Source organism: Rhizobium sp. TBD182, from assembly GCF_001950375.1.
GTDB lineage: Bacteria > Pseudomonadota > Alphaproteobacteria > Rhizobiales > Rhizobiaceae > Agrobacterium > Agrobacterium tumefaciens.
Genome location: NZ_BDLN01000001.1, coordinates 1,583,132 through 1,598,625 on the forward strand (window position 1 = coordinate 1,583,132; position 15,494 = coordinate 1,598,625).

Annotated in this window: 17 protein-coding genes; 8 read left to right on the forward strand and 9 right to left on the reverse strand. The window is 58.8% G+C overall.

Annotated elements, in window-relative coordinates; genetic code table 11:
• Positions 1-18 precede the first annotated feature (18 nt).
• The gene (locus tag T18_RS07935; protein WP_003514611.1) at positions 19-1,122 is read left to right on the forward strand and encodes a TRAP transporter substrate-binding protein; all 1,104 of its coding nucleotides are present in this window, start codon (positions 19-21) and stop codon (positions 1,120-1,122) included.
• A 3-nt stretch (positions 1,123-1,125) separates the two neighbouring features.
• On the opposite strand, the gene T18_RS07940 is transcribed toward T18_RS07935, so the two are convergent.
• On the reverse strand, positions 1,126-2,214 hold the full coding sequence (locus T18_RS07940) for a helix-turn-helix transcriptional regulator (RefSeq protein ID WP_038489527.1): 1,089 nt from the start codon (positions 2,212-2,214) through the stop codon (positions 1,126-1,128).
• A 143-nt stretch (positions 2,215-2,357) separates the two neighbouring features.
• Here T18_RS07940 and T18_RS07945 point away from each other — a divergent pair, with 143 nt between their 5' ends.
• Complete coding sequence (locus T18_RS07945) at positions 2,358-3,434, forward strand: alpha/beta hydrolase family protein (protein WP_038489524.1); 1,077 nt, start codon at positions 2,358-2,360, stop codon at positions 3,432-3,434.
• 10 nt (positions 3,435-3,444) lie between these two features.
• Here T18_RS07945 and T18_RS07950 read toward each other — a convergent pair whose 3' ends face one another.
• The 3 genes from T18_RS07950 to T18_RS07960 all read right to left on the reverse strand — a co-directional run bounded on the left by T18_RS07950 (position 3,445) and on the right by T18_RS07960 (position 5,065).
• Complete coding sequence (locus T18_RS07950) at positions 3,445-3,963, reverse strand: GNAT family N-acetyltransferase (protein ID WP_038489521.1); 519 nt, start codon at positions 3,961-3,963, stop codon at positions 3,445-3,447.
• Between the two features lie 22 nt (positions 3,964-3,985).
• Positions 3,986-4,567: a helix-turn-helix domain-containing protein gene (locus T18_RS07955; RefSeq protein WP_038489518.1), complete on the reverse strand. Its 582-nt coding sequence runs from the start codon at positions 4,565-4,567 to the stop codon at positions 3,986-3,988.
• Positions 4,568-4,663: 96 nt separating this feature from the next.
• The gene (locus T18_RS07960; RefSeq protein WP_003514602.1) at positions 4,664-5,065 is read right to left on the reverse strand and encodes a ketosteroid isomerase-related protein; all 402 of its coding nucleotides are present in this window, start codon (positions 5,063-5,065) and stop codon (positions 4,664-4,666) included.
• A gap of 73 nt (positions 5,066-5,138) precedes the next feature.
• On the opposite strand from T18_RS07960, the gene T18_RS07965 reads away from it, so the two are divergent.
• The 3 genes from T18_RS07965 to lepA all read left to right on the forward strand — a co-directional run bounded on the left by T18_RS07965 (position 5,139) and on the right by lepA (position 8,513).
• Positions 5,139-5,747 (forward strand): hypothetical protein, encoded by a 609-nt coding sequence (locus T18_RS07965; protein WP_038489515.1) that lies wholly within the window; start codon positions 5,139-5,141, stop codon positions 5,745-5,747.
• Entirely contained in the window at positions 5,744-6,613 is an 870-nt protein-coding gene (locus tag T18_RS07970; protein WP_038489512.1) for a carbon-nitrogen hydrolase family protein, read from the forward strand. The genes T18_RS07965 and T18_RS07970 overlap by 4 nt, the downstream gene beginning before the upstream one ends.
• 61 nt (positions 6,614-6,674) lie before the next feature.
• Entirely contained in the window at positions 6,675-8,513 is a 1,839-nt protein-coding gene (gene lepA / locus T18_RS07975; protein ID WP_025592156.1) for a translation elongation factor 4, read from the forward strand.
• Between the two features lie 71 nt (positions 8,514-8,584).
• On the opposite strand, the gene T18_RS07980 is transcribed toward lepA, so the two are convergent.
• A complete protein-coding gene (locus T18_RS07980; protein WP_038489509.1) occupies positions 8,585-8,992 on the reverse strand; it encodes a DUF2000 family protein in 408 nt (135 codons plus the stop codon).
• A gap of 94 nt (positions 8,993-9,086) precedes the next feature.
• Between T18_RS07980 and T18_RS07985 the strand changes: the two genes are divergently transcribed.
• Positions 9,087-9,869: an AraC family transcriptional regulator gene (locus T18_RS07985; RefSeq protein ID WP_038489506.1), complete on the forward strand. Its 783-nt coding sequence runs from the start codon at positions 9,087-9,089 to the stop codon at positions 9,867-9,869.
• On the opposite strand, the gene T18_RS07990 is transcribed toward T18_RS07985, so the two are convergent.
• Complete coding sequence (locus T18_RS07990) at positions 9,870-10,757, reverse strand: NAD(P)/FAD-dependent oxidoreductase (protein WP_038489503.1); 888 nt, start codon at positions 10,755-10,757, stop codon at positions 9,870-9,872.
• A gap of 150 nt (positions 10,758-10,907) precedes the next feature.
• On the opposite strand from T18_RS07990, the gene T18_RS07995 reads away from it, so the two are divergent.
• A complete protein-coding gene (locus T18_RS07995) occupies positions 10,908-11,366 on the forward strand; it encodes an Rrf2 family transcriptional regulator (RefSeq protein ID WP_013635305.1) in 459 nt (152 codons plus the stop codon).
• A 70-nt stretch (positions 11,367-11,436) separates the two neighbouring features.
• Here T18_RS07995 and T18_RS08000 read toward each other — a convergent pair whose 3' ends face one another.
• On the reverse strand, positions 11,437-11,754 hold the full coding sequence (locus T18_RS08000; RefSeq protein WP_038489500.1) for a hypothetical protein: 318 nt from the start codon (positions 11,752-11,754) through the stop codon (positions 11,437-11,439).
• Between the two features lie 88 nt (positions 11,755-11,842).
• Positions 11,843-13,240 carry a PLP-dependent aminotransferase family protein gene (locus tag T18_RS08005; RefSeq protein ID WP_038492639.1) on the reverse strand — a complete coding sequence of 466 codons (1,398 nt, stop codon included), beginning with the start codon at positions 13,238-13,240 and terminating at the stop codon, positions 11,843-11,845.
• Positions 13,241-13,356: 116 nt separating this feature from the next.
• Here T18_RS08005 and T18_RS08010 point away from each other — a divergent pair, with 116 nt between their 5' ends.
• Entirely contained in the window at positions 13,357-14,232 is an 876-nt protein-coding gene (locus T18_RS08010; protein ID WP_013635303.1) for a DMT family transporter, read from the forward strand.
• A gap of 11 nt (positions 14,233-14,243) precedes the next feature.
• Here the strand turns inward: T18_RS08010 and T18_RS08015 are convergent, their stop codons facing one another.
• The gene (locus tag T18_RS08015) at positions 14,244-15,341 is read right to left on the reverse strand and encodes a GH25 family lysozyme (protein ID WP_013635302.1); all 1,098 of its coding nucleotides are present in this window, start codon (positions 15,339-15,341) and stop codon (positions 14,244-14,246) included.
• Between the last annotated feature and the right edge of the window lie 153 nt (positions 15,342-15,494).

Genomic DNA, 15,494 nt, shown 5'->3' on the forward strand with positions numbered 1-15,494 from the left:
ATATCAGGGCTTATCGACATGGATCGCAGATCATTTATTCGCAAGGCGGGCGCTGTTGGTGCCGGTGTTACCGCAACCGTGCTGGCCGCTCCGGCCATTGCGCAGGAAAACCCCAAAATCACCTGGCGCATGACGTCGTCATTCACCAAGGGCCTCGACATTCTATTCGGTGCCGGCCAGATCGTCGCCGATCATGTCAAGGAAGCATCCGGCGGCAACTTCGTCATCCAGCATTTCGCCGGTGGCGAAATCGTGCCGGCGCTGCAGGCAGCGGATGCGGTGACGGCCGGAACCGTCGAAATGGCGCATACCTGCTCATACTACTATGTCGGCAAGGACCCGACCTTCGCGCTCGGGACCTCGGTTCCCTTCGGTCTCAATGCACGCCAGACGAATGCATGGTTCAACCAGGCGGGCGGCAACGAGTTGCTCAATGAGTTTCTTGCCCAGCACAATATCTACTCGATCCTGCTCGGCAATACCGGCGCCCAGATGGGCGGCTGGTTCCGCAAGGAAATCAACACCATCGATGACCTGAAGGGCTTGAAAATGCGCATTGCCGGCCTAACCGGCCAGGTGATGCAGAAGGTTGGCGTGACACCGCAGCAGATCGCCGGCGGCGATGTTTACGCCGCTCTCGAAAAGGGCACCATCGATGCAACCGAATTCGTCGGTCCCTATGACGACCAGAAGCTCGGCTTCTACAAGGTTGCGAAATATTACTACTACCCCGCATGGTGGGAAGGTGGCCCAGCCGTTCATGCTTTCGTGAACCTGCAGAAGTTCAACGAGTTGCCGGAGAACTACAAGCGTATTCTGAAAGACGCCTGCGCCGCCGGCAGCGCCAGCATGCTGGAGCGTTATGACGCGCGCAATCCGAAGGCTCTGAAGGAACTCGTGGCGCAGGGCGCCATCCTGCGGCCGTTCAGCCAGGAAATCCTAGACGTCTGCCACAAGGCGGCGCAGGACACCTATGCCGAGATTTCGGCCAAGAACGAAAGCTTCAAGAAGATTTACGAAAGCCAGCAGGCGTTCAAGAAGGACGCCTATCTCTGGGCACAGATCGCCGAATATACCTATGACACCTATATGATGATCCAGCAGCGCAACGGCACGCTCTGATCCTCATTTCAGTATCTTCAAACGGCCATCCGGCATCTGCCGGGTGGCCGTTTTTGTATTCGACACCAGCTTCCACACCTCGCGTTCACGCCAGTCCACCGGGCTCATGCCGGTGACGCGGCGAAATTCCCGGTTGAAGTTGGATTTGGTCTGAAAGCCGGAAGACAGCATGATCGCAGTGACCGACTGATCCGTCTCCTCCAGCAGCCGGCAGGCTTCGCGGATGCGCAGCTGGTTGACATATTGCGAGACGTTAACGCCGAGCGAGCGATTGATCGCGCCCGAGATTTGCCGGCTCGGCAGACCGAGACGTTTTGCGAGCCGTGACAGGTTTAGGTTCTCATCGCGGTAGAGCGTGTGGGTCTCCATCAAGCGATCAAGCCTTTCGACAACGTCCCGGTCCTGTTGTGAAGGCGCCGGCAAAGACAACTCCGCAGCAGGCTGGGCAGCCGTTTGCGGCGCTTTGCTTTTGCCGGCAAGTGCAGCCATGAGACCGATCAGCAGAAGCCCGAGAAGATTGGCATTGCTGACAAGTGCGGCGACATTTTCTCCATGCGCCCACTCGAAATCGAAAAACACCAGAAGATCGAAGAACGCGGAAACGCAGAGAGCGACCGCGGCGACAATAAGCGCCTTATGCGCAGATGCGACGCTGGCAAATTGCGCCTCGTCCAGCCCATCCGGCCCTTTTCTTGCCAAAAGAAGCAAGGCAATGGCGTGCTCGACAAAAATCACGATCAGCGCAAAATCGATCGCAACGGGAAGGACGAACTCCAGAAAGACGACGAATAAAGGTGAAAGCACAAGACTGGCAAACATCGCTCTCCTGCTTTCAACTCCAACGCCCATCAGTCCGCGAAAGGCGATGTAGACGAGAGGCGGCAGGCAGGCAGCCAGAACAGGCAAAACATAACGCGCTTCGCTCACACCATATCCCCAGCGCAAGCCGACAAGAACGGACTGCACGGCGCAAAGCGCGATGAGCGCCAGAAACGCCCGGTTGGTTCGCATATCCTCTGCGCCTCGAAAGAAGACGATGAACATAACGACCAGCAGAAGTGCGACGACAAAAGGCAATGGAATGAAAAGCACGGATAACGATCCCGAAGCGATGAATTACCACCCATTCATGGACCAGATCGCGTTTCGGCACGACCTTTAACGCGATCAAGGACGCATTTATTCACCCTAGAAGAAAAACGGGAGCATCCACCTTGTCAAACGGAGAGGCTCTCATGACACTGAAAAACACCCTTGTCGCACTTCTGATGTGCGCGGCTTTTTCCCCGCAGGCATTTGCCGCAGAGGATGTCGGGCTTACCAGCATCCCAGTTTCTTCCAAGGCTCGCGACACAAACCTTGACGTTACGATCTGGTATCCGGCCAAAGGCGGAGACGGCACACCGGCGCTTTCCTCCGAGAACCGTATCTTTCAGGGAACGGCGGTTCGGAAGGACGCGACCATCAAGGACGGCCGTTTCCCCCTCGTGTTGATTTCGCACGGGTCCGGCTCGCGCGCTGAAGGCATGGCCTGGATCGCCGCGAAACTCGCCAGCGAAGGTTTCATCGTCGCCGGAACCAATCATCCCGGCACGACCAGTGGTGACTCGACGCCTGCCGACACGCCGAAAATCTGGGAGCGGACCAACGATCTATCCACAATCGTCACGGCCTTGACGACGGACGCCACGTGGTCGGGTGCGATCGATGCGCAACGCATCGGTGTTCTCGGCTTTTCGCTGGGCGGTAGCGCAGCGATGGAGATTGCAGGTGCACGCGCCGATCTTGACGCCTATGTGCGCTATTGTGAAGAGAATGCAGCAATGATGGATTGCCAGTGGTTTGCCGGCGGCCGGGCCTATGTCAATAACGAGCCGGTCAGCGTACCGAAGCTCGATCTAAGAACCATCGACAAGGCCCGTTTCGAGCAGCAGAACCGCGATCCACGCATCCGTTCCGCCGTGTTGGTCGATCCGGGTCTGGCGCTGGCGTTCCAGCCGGACAGCCTGAGACAAATCGATATTCCGCTGACCTTCATCAATCTTGGCAGCGAAGGTAAAATACCGCCCGCCGTGCTTGCCGACGAGCTTGCAGCACAAGCGCCAGTCTCTACTTACCAACAGGTCGACGAGGCCAACCATTTCAGCTTCCTGCCCCTTTGCAAGCCGGATGCCGACGCGTTTCTCAAATCTGTTGGCGAGCGCGATCCGATCTGCGAACCGGCCGGGCCCCGCGACCGTAAAGATATTCATGCACAGCTGGAAACGATGATCGTCACCGCCTTCAACCGCACGCTGAAGCCGGGTCAATAACCAGAAGAACCTAGCCGATCCTTTTGTAAAACAGGGTCGTGCCGCAATAACGCCCGTCAGGAAAAAGCGCATAGTCGGGGATGACGCCGACGCGTTCCCAACCAAGACGGGGATAAATTGCCTCCGCATCGCTACCCGTGGCCGTATCCAGCACCAAAAGGGTACGGCCACGTTTTACCGCTTCCTGCTCCACCTTTTCCATGAGCTTCCGTGCAAGTCCCAGCCCGCGTGCCGACCGATGCACAAGAAGCTTCATCAGATCACCGCGATGTGGCTGGTTGGGCTTGGAGGCCAGACCGACCTGCACCGTGCCCACCACTTTATCGTTTACTTCCGCCACCACATGAATGGTGCCGCCTGCTTCCACGGCATCGGCTACATCCTGCCAGAACGGCTCGGCATCTTTTGGGGAGAAAGGCAGCATGAAACCGACAGACGCGCCGCCATTAACGCAGTCGGCGATAACGTCACAAAGTTCGGGCAAGGCATTGATCGTCTCTGCCCGGTTCAATACGCGGATGGTGGCCATTAATAACTCCTGTCGGGGAAAATCAGCGCTGTCTTTGATCCAGCACGACGGCATAACGGGCAGGTTTTTCTGAGGGATTGTGGAAGACATGTCCCTCACCGACCGGCATGAAAAGGCAATCGCCGGGTTCCAGCCGGTGCACGTCTCCACCGCTCGTCATCTCCAGCACACCTTCGAAAAGCCAGACATATTGCGTCATTCCGCGGCTTGCCGCATGCGGCGGGAAACCTACACGTGCGCCCGCCGGGAACTCGACCTCGACAATATCGACATCGGAACCGACGCGTGGCGGGGAGATGGCACGGCGCACATAACCGGTCTCCGGGTCTTTCCAGAGCTGCTGGTCACGCTTTTTTACCAGCGGTGAAACAGTCTCTTCGTCTTCGGCGAAAAAGCCGGAGAGCGACAGGCCTAGCGCTGCGCAGATGCGGGCAAGAAGCGAGGCCGTGGGGCTCGCCTCGCCACGTTCGATGCGGGAAATCATGGCGCGGCTGACGCCGGATTCGGCGGCGAGCCGGTCCAGGGTCAAACCATTTTCGGCGCGCAACGTCTTGATGCGGTCGCCGATAGAGCGTTCGAGAATATGATCTTCGTTTTCCATCATGCGAGAATACATTCTCACATGATGGAGTCAATATCTACCATAATGGAAATTGCGGTCGCTTTTTTTACCGCGGGTTCTGCGCGCGGCAAAGATGCATCAGGCACCGACCTGGGCGATCCAATCGTTCAGATTATAGTAGTTCGTTACTCGACTAACTTTTCCATCCTTCAGGTCAAAGAATGCACCAGCCGGCAGGACGTATGTCTGGCCATCGGCTTCCGGCAGGCCTTCATCGGTTGCGAGATATTCGCCGTTCACGATGAATTCCGCAGAGGCGCGCTTACCGTCCTCGCTCGCCATGATGACCATGTCGGTGAGGTTTTCCTTATAGCAGCGGTTCATGTGCTGCATGAAGGACGCAAAAGCCGGCTTTCCGGTCTGACGCTCGCCCTGATTGATGTCATGTACCACCTCGTCGTGAAGAAGCGCCAGAAAGGCATCCATGTCCTGACGGTTGAAGGCATCGTAATAGGCGCGGATGGTCTCAGTGGCGGTCATTGTCTTCTCCGTTCAATGCTTGCGCGGGTTTTCCATGACGGTATAACCAGTGCAACCGAAAGTGAAAATGCCCATGACCGTCGAAATCAAGTCTCTTTCCGGCATCGAGGCCGCGCCCTATTTCGATGACCTTGCGCGCCTGCGGATCGAAGTGTTTCGCGCCTTTCCCTATCTCTATGACGGATCGCTGGATTACGAGCGCAAATATCTCGCCACCTATGCCGACACGAAAGGCGCGGTTTTTGTGCTGGCGCTGGATGGCGCACACGTGGTGGGCATGTCCACCGGCATGCCGATGGCGGCCGAGACCGACGAGGTGAAGGCGCCCTTCCTGAAGGCAGGTTACGATCCGGACCGGATATTTTACTTCGGCGAAAGCGTGCTTCTGCCCAGCTATCGCGGGCATGGCATCGGGGTGCGGTTCTTTGCGGAGCGGGAGGCGCATGCGAGCAAGCTCGACTTCAACTGCTGCACCTTCTGCGCGGTCGAGCGCCCCGCCGACCACCCGCGCCGGCCGTTGGATTACGTGCCGCTGAATGCCTTCTGGGAAAAACGCGGCTATCGCCATCACCCGGAATTGCACACCAGCTTCACCTGGCGGGATCTAGACGAGAGCACCGAAAGCCCAAAGCCCCTGTCCTTCTGGATGAAGACCATTGCTGCCGGAGAGGAAAACAGATGACGAAACTCGCCGCCAGCCAATATGCCATCGAACTCATCGAGACATGGGAAGGCTATGCCGCCCATCTTTCCGCGATCGTGCGCGAGGCGAAAGAAAAAGGCGCCGAGCTGCTGCTGTTGCCGGAATATTCGGCCATGACGCTGACCGGGCAGTTGCCGCCGGATGTGCGCTCGGACCTGCACCGCTCCATCGAAGAGATACAGCCGCTCATCCCCTCATGGGTCGAGCTTTGCGAAGAGCTGGCGCGGCAACATCAAATCCTGTTTCAGCCGGGCAGCGCGCCAGTGAAAGACAAGGACGGCAAGTTCCGCAACCGCGCATGGCTGTTCGGCCCCAACGGACTGATCGGGTATCAGGACAAGCAGATCATGACGCGGTTCGAGCGGGAGCAATGGAACATCCATGCCGGCATCGAGGGCCTGAAAGCCTTCGAGACACCGATCGGCAGGCTCGGCATCCTCATCTGTTACGACAACGAGTTCCCGATGCTTGGCCGGAAGCTGGCCGAGCTTGGCGTCGAACTGGTTCTCGCTCCCAGTTGCACCGACACGCTGGCCGGCGCCTACCGGGTGCGTATCGGCGCGCAGGCGCGGGCGCTGGAAAACCAGTATGCCGTTCTCTCCTCCCCCACGGCGGGTGAGGCTCCATGGTCTCCCGCCGTCGATGAAAATCGTGGCCGCGCAGCACTTTACGTGCCATCCGACTATGGCATGCCGGCATCGGGTATCGTCGCGGAAAGCGAAAGCGATGCGGTGACACACAGCACGTTGCTGATCGCCGATATCGACCTTGCTGCCGTCGCCAAGCTTAGAACCGAGGGACAAGTGGCCACCCGCCGCGACTGGCCGGAGCAGTTTGCGATCTGAAAAGCCCATTTTAAAGGGCTTTTAACCAAATTCCCGCTTTGCGGCATGAGAAGCCCCTGCTATAGCGCGGGGCATGAGCACAAATTCGACCCGCACGCCCCTGGACCATATCCGCAACTTCTCGATCGTTGCCCACATCGATCACGGCAAATCGACGCTGGCCGACCGGTTGATCCAGTCGACAGGCGGCCTTGCCGAGCGCGATATGTCGGAACAGGTTCTCGATTCGATGGATATCGAACGCGAGCGCGGCATCACCATCAAGGCCCAGACCGTGCGCCTGCACTACAAGGCGAATAACGGCGAAACCTATGTGCTGAACCTCATCGACACGCCCGGTCACGTCGACTTTGCCTATGAAGTGTCCCGCTCGCTTTCGGCCTGCGAAGGTTCGCTGCTGGTGGTGGACGCATCTCAGGGTGTGGAAGCCCAGACGCTGGCCAACGTTTATCAGGCGATCGACAACAATCACGAGCTGGTGACGGTCTTGAACAAGATCGACCTGCCGGCCGCCGAACCCGACCGCATCAAGGAACAGATCGAGGAAGTAATCGGCATCGATGCTTCCGAAGCTGTGTTGATTTCGGCCAAGACCGGGCTTGGCATCCCCGATGTTCTCGAAGCCATCGTCAACCGCCTGCCACCGCCGAAGAGCGAAGTCGGCGAGAACGGGCCGCTCAAGGCGCTGCTCGTCGACAGCTGGTACGACACCTATTTGGGCGTCATGGTTCTGGTGCGCGTCATCGACGGCGTGCTGACCAAGGGCCAGCAGATCCGCATGATGGGTTCCGGCGCGAAATACGGCGTCGAGCGCGTTGGCGTACTTACCCCGAAGATGGTCAATGTCGACAGCCTCGGCCCCGGCGAGATCGGTTTCATCACCGCTTCGATCAAGGAAGTCGCCGATACGCGTGTTGGCGATACCATTACCGACGACAAGCGCCCGACGGCGCAGGCCCTGCCCGGCTTCAAGCCAGCGCAGCCCGTGGTTTTCTGCGGCCTCTTCCCTGTTGATGCAGCCGACTTCGAAGATCTGCGCGCGGCGGTGGGCAAGCTTCGCCTCAACGACGCCTCCTTCTCCTTCGAAATGGAATCGTCTGCCGCTCTCGGCTTTGGTTTCCGTTGCGGCTTCCTCGGTCTGCTGCATCTTGAAATCATTCAGGAACGCCTCGAGCGTGAGTTCAATCTCGATCTGGTCGCCACAGCACCTTCGGTCGTCTATGAAATGACGCTGACGGATGGCACCGAGAAGGAACTGCACAACCCGGCGGATATGCCTGATGTCGTGAAGATCAAGGAAATCCGCGAACCGTGGATCAAGGCGACGATCCTGACGCCCGACGAATATCTCGGTGGTATCCTGAAACTCTGTCAGGACCGGCGCGGCCTGCAGACGGAGCTGACCTATGTCGGCAACCGCGCGATGATCACCTATGAATTGCCGCTCAACGAAGTGGTGTTCGATTTCTACGACCGCCTGAAATCCATCTCGAAGGGTTACGCCTCGTTCGACTACAACATCATCGACTATCGCGAAGGCGATCTCGTCAAGATGTCGATCCTCGTGAACGGCGACCCGGTGGACGCACTCTCCATGCTGGTCCACCGCTCGGCGGCTGACCGGCGCGGACGCGGCATGTGCGAAAAGCTGAAGGAACTCATTCCGCCGCACATGTTCCAGATCCCGATCCAGGCGGCCATTGGCGGCAAGGTCATCGCCCGCGAAACCGTGCGCGCGCTGCGCAAGGACGTGACGGCGAAGTGCTACGGTGGCGATGCGACGCGTAAACGCAAACTTCTGGACAAGCAGAAGGAGGGCAAAAAGCGCATGCGCCAGTTCGGCAAGGTGGAGATTCCGCAGGAAGCTTTCATCGCTGCGCTGAAGATGAACGACGAATAAGCGGCCGCTAAATCGTCGCTGATTTGACAAGGGAGGCTTACGGCCTCCCTTTTTACATTCACGGCAGCTGCTCAGGCATGCAGCTTCGCGCCCTTGGTAATCTTGTCGACGATTTTCTTGTCCGCCCTCAGCGCCATGCCGACAACCTTTGCATTGTCGGGAGAAAATTCCGAAAACACCTGGCGGTTGGCAACATCATGACCGGTTGCAAACATTTCCTCGATATAGATCGATGTCGTGACCTCGCGTTCCAGGGATCGCTGATGGATTTTGCGCAGTGCCTCCTGATCCGTGGCCATGACGACTATCGGCTGGACGGACAGGGGATTGTAGACGTTACCCGCCCCGTCGCGGTATGGTTCCCCGATGATCTCTCTGGTCTGGGCGACGATACCGGACATGAGAAATGCGGTGACGTTCAGTTTTTGCCACACGGCAAGGTCATCACGAAGGATGACGGCGATCTTGGTATCAAACATGCGAACTCAATCTGGCTGTGGTTACGAAAGAGAAGCGACCCTAGTTCCTCAGGGTACGAGCGATCTTGAACGTTCGTGCAAATTCGAAGGGATCGTGCAGGCCCCTTCCAGCGAAGGGATCGAGCGCATCGAAGCGCGCTTTCACGGCAACGCCTATGCACCCCATCGCCATGACACCTATGCGCTCGGTGTGACGCTTTCCGGCGTCCAGACGTTTTCCTATCGTGGCACATCGCATTTCAGCACGCCCGGAAAGGTTATCGTGCTGCATCCGGACGAAGTTCACGATGGTGGTGCCGGCACCGACGAAGGCCTGCGCTACCGGATGCTCTACCTTCCGCCGGAAAAAACCATGCAGGTGCCGACCGGATTTCACGCGCTGCCATTTGCAAAAAATCCCGTCATCGAAGACGATGAGTTCCGGCAATGCCTGATAGAGGCTCTCGGCAATCTCGAAGGCGAGCCGGACAATCTGCTCCTGACCGACTGGCAATCGAGACTTTCGGATCTGCTCTGGAAGCATTCGAACGGAAACCAGAGAACAATCAAGCGGCTTGACCGGATCGCCGTTTTCCGTTGCCGGGATTACCTGCTGGAGAACAGCGCGCTTGCCGTCAGCTCAGAGAAGCTGGAGCAAATAAGCGGGTTAGATCGCTTCACGCTCTTTCGGCACTTCCGCTCCCTGTTTGGCACGAGCCCGCACCGTTATCTCATCATGCGGCGTCTGCAAAAATGCAAGGACATGATGCGGGCTGGTGCGGGTCTTGCGGAAACGGCGTTTGCCTGCGGCTTTGCGGATCAGGCGCATTTTACCCGCCACTTCAAGAATGCCTTCGGAATGCCTCCGGGGCGCTGGCTAAGCCTTGTTTCGCACTGATCATTCCGGAAACATGATCGACCTGTGAGCCGCAGTCCCTGCCATGGCGCCATCCCCCACGGAAAGAGCGACCGAGCCGGCGGGCCTTGCCACATCACCGCATGCGAAGATTCCGCGCACTGTCGTCTGTTTCATGGCATCCGTCACGATGCTTGAACCCATCGGCCCTTCTTCCACGATGCAACCGAGCTTTTCGATCCAATCCGAGGCAATCAGCAATTTCGGTTGCGTGAAAAGACCGGCCAAAGCAATGCTGCGCCCATCCGCAAGAACGACATCCGCATGCCCTGCGATCTCTCTGATACGCTCTTTTTCCACCCGAACGCCCCGGGCTGACAAAAGCGCATTCTGTTCGGCATCCGGCACGAATATACCATTGGTAAAAAAGGTCGTTTCACCCCAGTCCGGAAGCATCAGTGCATGGTGGATGGCCAGCGGTGAGGCCGCGATGACGCCGATCCTGCGCTGATCCAGTTCGTATCCGTGGCAATAGGGGCAATGGAAGACTGCGCTGCCCCAGCGTTCCTTCAGCCCGGCTATATCAGGCAGTTCATCCGTAACGCCTGTGGCAAGGATTAGTCTGGCCGCCCTTTCGCGGCGATTGCCATCGATCTCGATGACGAAGTCATCGAATGATCCTTCGGCATTCGTTACCCTGCCCTTTGCCCAGTGTATCGTCGGGTAGCGCTCGATCTGGCGGCGTGCCTCGGCGATGATGTCGCCCGGCGCCTTGCCGTCCTGTCCGAGAAAACCGTGGGAATGGCTGGCGAAGCGATTTCTCCGCTCACCCGCATCCACCACCAAGATGTTTTTTCTCGCGCGCCCGAGCTGCAGGGCGGCGGACAGGCCCGCATAGCTGCCGCCGATGATGATGACTTCGTATTTCATGATGCACCTATCGTTCACCGAGCCGGAAGCGCCCGTTCATTTCACGACACTTATATTGTTACATGAATTTTAGAGTCAATAGTCACGCAACTTATATTGTTACGTCATATGCTAACTGGTAATGTCGCGAAAAACAGGCGGATTTCACCGATGAGACACGACACGCGCCTTTCACGGGTGCTGCATATTCTGATCCATATGGAGAAACACGAGGGGGCGGCGACCTCGGAAAGCATCGCGGCGATGTTGCAGACGAACCCGGTGGTGGTGCGCAGAACCATGGCGGGCTTGCGGGAGCACGGTTACGTGTCGTCGGAAAAAGGCCATGGCGGTGGCTGGGTTCTGGCGCGACCGCTCAGCGAAATCACGCTGCTCGATATTTACCGGGCGCTTGGCGCGCCGGAATTGTTCTCGATTGGGCTGGCAGGAGATAATCCTAACTGCGTCATAGAGCAGGCCGTCAATGCTGCCCTTTTCGACGCCATGAACGAGGCGGAGACCATTCTCCTGTCCCGCTTCGGAAACATTACGCTTTCGGTGCTGGCGGAGGAATCGATGAGCCGCTGGTCCAGATTGTCCAACCATCCCTCCGCGATGGATCAGCTCTAACGCCGCAGAGTTGGCGCAATAAAAAACCGCCTGCCGTAAGGCAGGCGGTTTTGTCAGATGATCTAACCCATTACGGCTGCGTCTGCGTGCCGCCAGTATTCGGGCTTGCCGGTGCTGCATTGTTTGCAGGCGGTGTTGCCGGGACGGTCGGAGTCGCGGGCGCAGGTGCCTGTTGCGTTGCCGCAGGCGGCATGGTCGAGGATGTCGTGGCCGGATCGGTGTTCGGACCGCTCATCTGCGACCAGGCGAATACGCCTACCAATGCGACAACGAGAATCGCCAGCCATGGCATCCAGGACGGAGACTTGCGGGCAAGCGGTTCATTGCTGATATTCAGTTCCGGACGAAGATCACGGTCCGGGCGCGGATTGTTTGGATCGAATGTCATGGTATTTCCTCCTCTTCATTCTGAGAAGAAAACGGCGTTCACGGGATTTTGTTCCGATTCTCCTCGGCCAGCACGATATGGGCGACAATTACGCGCTCTGCCCGAGGGCATCTGCCAGCACGGCCATGACCTGAGGAGCGGCCATTTGCGACACATTGAAACGCATGAAAGCGGATGCGTTCTGCGCGGAGCTGAAAACATTGCCGGGTGCCAGCACCACCTGTTGCACCAGTGCCCGGCGTGCAACATCGGCGGCGTCGACCCCCTCCGGCAGGCGGCACCATAAGAACATGCCCGCCTGCGGTTCGATCCACGGCACACATCCAAGCGCTTTCAAACGCGCCGCCGCCTCAGGCACCGCCGCCGCGAGACGCTGTCGAAGAGCCTCGACATGCTTGCGATAACTACCGTCAGTCAAAAGCGACAGGATCAATGCAGCCGAAAAATTTGCTCCACCAAAAGCAGTGGCAATCTTGAGATCGGTGAGGGCTTCCACCCATGCCGGAGGCGCTGCGATGAAACCGCACCGCACGGAAGCAGACAGGGTTTTAGAAAAACTGCCGATCTGGACGACCCGGTTCAGACCATCGAAAGCAGCCAGCCGTGGTGCCGCCTGCGTTTCAAAATCGGCAAAAATATCATCCTCGATGATGGTGAGGCCCGCCTGTTCGGCCAGCATCAGCAGGCGATGGGCGGAAACGGCGGAAAGCCTTGCGCCTGTCGGATTATGGATCGCGGAATTAGTGATATAAAGGCGCGGCTGATGCTCTTTCACTGCCTGCTCGAAAAGCGGCAGGTCCGGTCCAGCCGGCGTATAGGGCACACCAACGATTTTCACCCGATGCGCCCGCAAGAGAGCGCGGAAGTTAAAATAGCAGGGATCATCGACAATCACCGTATCCCCTGGCTGCAGCAGGAAACGACACAGGAGATCGATCGCCTGCGTGCCGGAATCGGTGAGCATGATCTGGCTGGCGCCCGCCTGTACGCCATGTTCGGCAAGTCTGCGGGACAAAAGCTGGCGTAGCGGCAACAGCCCCATCGGGCTCGCATAATCCGTCAGCAAGGAAGCATCCGCGCGGGCAAGCCCCCTCATCGCCCGCCGTAGCGCTTGCTCCGGCATCCATGACGCTGGAAGCCAGCCGCAGCCGGGCTTGGCAAGCGCCGCCCCCTCGTCCAGCGCCTGGCGCGACACCCAGAGCGGATCCACCGCCCTGTCCAGCCGAGGCTCGATATCGGCCAGAGACAGGGGCGCTAGCGGACCCGCCACATAAAATCCCGAACCCGGTCGCGAGCTTATAGTGCCATCGGCAACCAGCCGGTCATAGGCCTCGACGACGGTTGAAGTGGAGACCTGCATGGCTTTTGCAAGCGCTCGAACGGATGGCAATCTGGCGCCGGGAACGAGGCTTCGCGAAGCGATGCGTTGCCGCATGCTGGCCATCACCTGTTCTATGCGCGTTCCCGTCGCGAGGTGTCCGTCCACATTTCTCTCCAACCGTACCGTCAAAACAACCATAACAGTTTCTTGAAATTGTATATGACTGTCGCTGTTTTCACCAGCAGTTCCGGATCAAGTAAGGGAAATTGCAGGAGACGGTCATGGACAAGACGACAAGCGGTTGGCTAAGCGGCCTTATCGGCGTGGTGATATTCAGCGGCTCGCTGCCCGCCACGCGGGTTGCGGTAACGGGTTTCGATCCAGTGTTCCTGACCCTCGCCCGCGCCAGCATAGCCGGCCTTCTGGCGCTCGCTTTGCTTTTTGTGTTCCGGCAAAAACGCCCGGCGCGCGATGATATGGCATCCCTTTTCATCGTGTCCTTCGGCGTGGTGGTTGGCTTCCCGCTGTTGACTGCCCTCGCCTTGCGGCACATCACCTCGGCCCACTCCATCGTCTTTGTTGGGCTTTTGCCGCTCGCAACCGCGGTTTTTGCCGTGCTGCGTGGGGGAGAACGCCCGCGGCCCGCCTTCTGGTTCTTTTCCTGCCTGGGCAGCGTTCTCGTTGCCGGCTTTTCATTGTCGAATTCGCTGGCCTCCGGGCTCGGAGCATCACTTGCCGGCGATCTCTTGATGCTGGGCGCGATCATCGTCTGTGGGCTGGGATATGCCGAGGGTGCTGCCCTTTCCCGCAAACTGGGGGGCTGGCAGGTCATCTCATGGGCACTGGTCCTCTCCCTGCCTCTGATGCTGCCGCTTGCCTTTTTCACAGGGCCGCAAACCCTCGCAGGCATCGACCCGCAGGCCTGGGGCGGCCTCGCCTATGTCTCGCTGTTCAGCATGCTGATCGGCTTCATCTTCTGGTATCGCGGGCTGGCGCTTGGCGGCATTGCCGCGGTGGGCCAGCTGCAATTGCTGCAGCCGTTCTTCGGGCTGGTGCTTGCAGCAACCCTGCTTCACGAGGAGGTCAGCCCTGCGATGATCGGCATCACGCTCGTGGTGGTGCTCTGCGTTGCCGGCGCGCGAAAATTTTCGCGCTGACGCCCGCCCCGTCAACTCGAGCGGCGGTCTACCCAGCGATGCCAAGCATCCTCGCTGCCGTTGAAGACATTGAGATCGATGCGCCCATCGACACCATGCGACAGGCCGGAGCCGGAATATTGCCAGAACAACCACTTGCGGCCGGGATAGACCACGGACGGATGCTGGGCAACGGCGCGCAGCCAGAAGGGATAGTCCTGGAACTCGCCGGTAAGATTGTCCTTATAAAAATCGGGCGCCGTATAGATAATCGGACGCTGGCCGTAATGGCGCTCCAGCTTGTCCATGAACACGCGCATCTTTTCCAGAATACGCTCACGGGAATGGCGCATCTTGCAGCTCGATTCGCCGTTATATTCGACGTCGATCACCGGCGGCAGCGCATCCGGATCGCGCGGTACGTTGCGAATGAACCAATCCGCCTGCTCGCCGGCCGACCGGCACCAGTAGAAGAAATGGTAGGCGCCACGACGGATGCCCGCTTCCTTTGCACGCTGCCAGTTGGTGCGGAACATCGGATCAAGATGATCGCCGCCATCCGTCGCCTTGATGAAGGCGAAGTTGGCACCGCGTGTGCGCAGCTGCGGCCAGTCTATATTGGCCTGCCAGCGCGAGACATCCACCCCGTGGACCTGAAAATGGCGCGGCTGGACCCTGCCGAAATTGATGGGTTTGGCATCGCTGAAGCTGGAGCGGAAAATGCGCGAACGGATCTGTGCACCGGCACTGGCCGCCGGGGCTGCAGCCATGGCCAATTGCACCGGACGCTCCATCGGACGCTCTGCCGGTCGTACCATTCCAGCCTGTGACGGTGAGGGCAAACGGGTTTCAAGCGCGTTCTGCGGCACGGGCGCTCGTGGGGTAACGGCTGAAAAGGCCTTTGGCTCTTCGGGCACCGGCCCGCCCCATGCCAGAACTTCCTGTCGCGGCTGGGCCGTGATGGGTTGGCTGCCCACGCTTGCCTGCGGCACCGGCGCGGATGGCGTAACCGAACTCGTGGTTTCCTTCGACGGCAGGCCGGCCATCAGGCTTTCCGGCCCGGAACTGGACGTACAGCCACCAAGCAGAAGGCAACCGAAGAGAAGTGCTGGCACAGCCGATGAACGCATGAGAACCCGTACGCAAAACAATCCAGGGGCACTCTGACGCCGCCCGGGAACCTCGAAATACAATTGCTAACGGAAGATTATCAAAAAAGACTGAATCTTATCTTTACGCCGACACCTTCCAACGCGCCCGTCATTTCTGGCAGGAGAATGCCT

What these genes read in the sequence shown, in the direction of transcription:
- T18_RS07935 (WP_003514611.1), top strand. Translation starts at nt 19, where the DNA reads ATGGATCGCAGATCATTTATTCGCAAGGCGGGCGCTGTTGGTGCCGGT.
- T18_RS07945 (WP_038489524.1), top strand. Translation starts at nt 2,358, where the DNA reads ATGACACTGAAAAACACCCTTGTCGCACTTCTGATGTGCGCGGCTTTT.
- T18_RS07950 (WP_038489521.1), bottom strand. Translation starts at nt 3,963, where the DNA reads ATGGCCACCATCCGCGTATTGAACCGGGCAGAGACGATCAATGCCTTG.
- T18_RS07955 (WP_038489518.1), bottom strand. Translation starts at nt 4,567, where the DNA reads ATGATGGAAAACGAAGATCATATTCTCGAACGCTCTATCGGCGACCGC.
- T18_RS07960 (WP_003514602.1), bottom strand. Translation starts at nt 5,065, where the DNA reads ATGACCGCCACTGAGACCATCCGCGCCTATTACGATGCCTTCAACCGT.
- T18_RS07965 (WP_038489515.1), top strand. Translation starts at nt 5,139, where the DNA reads ATGACCGTCGAAATCAAGTCTCTTTCCGGCATCGAGGCCGCGCCCTAT.
- T18_RS07970 (WP_038489512.1), top strand. Translation starts at nt 5,744, where the DNA reads ATGACGAAACTCGCCGCCAGCCAATATGCCATCGAACTCATCGAGACA.
- T18_RS07980 (WP_038489509.1), bottom strand. Translation starts at nt 8,992, where the DNA reads ATGTTTGATACCAAGATCGCCGTCATCCTTCGTGATGACCTTGCCGTG.
- T18_RS07990 (WP_038489503.1), bottom strand. Translation starts at nt 10,757, where the DNA reads ATGAAATACGAAGTCATCATCATCGGCGGCAGCTATGCGGGCCTGTCC.
- T18_RS07995 (WP_013635305.1), top strand. Translation starts at nt 10,908, where the DNA reads ATGAGACACGACACGCGCCTTTCACGGGTGCTGCATATTCTGATCCAT.
- T18_RS08000 (WP_038489500.1), bottom strand. Translation starts at nt 11,754, where the DNA reads ATGACATTCGATCCAAACAATCCGCGCCCGGACCGTGATCTTCGTCCG.
- T18_RS08010 (WP_013635303.1), top strand. Translation starts at nt 13,357, where the DNA reads ATGGACAAGACGACAAGCGGTTGGCTAAGCGGCCTTATCGGCGTGGTG.
- T18_RS08015 (WP_013635302.1), bottom strand. Translation starts at nt 15,341, where the DNA reads ATGCGTTCATCGGCTGTGCCAGCACTTCTCTTCGGTTGCCTTCTGCTT.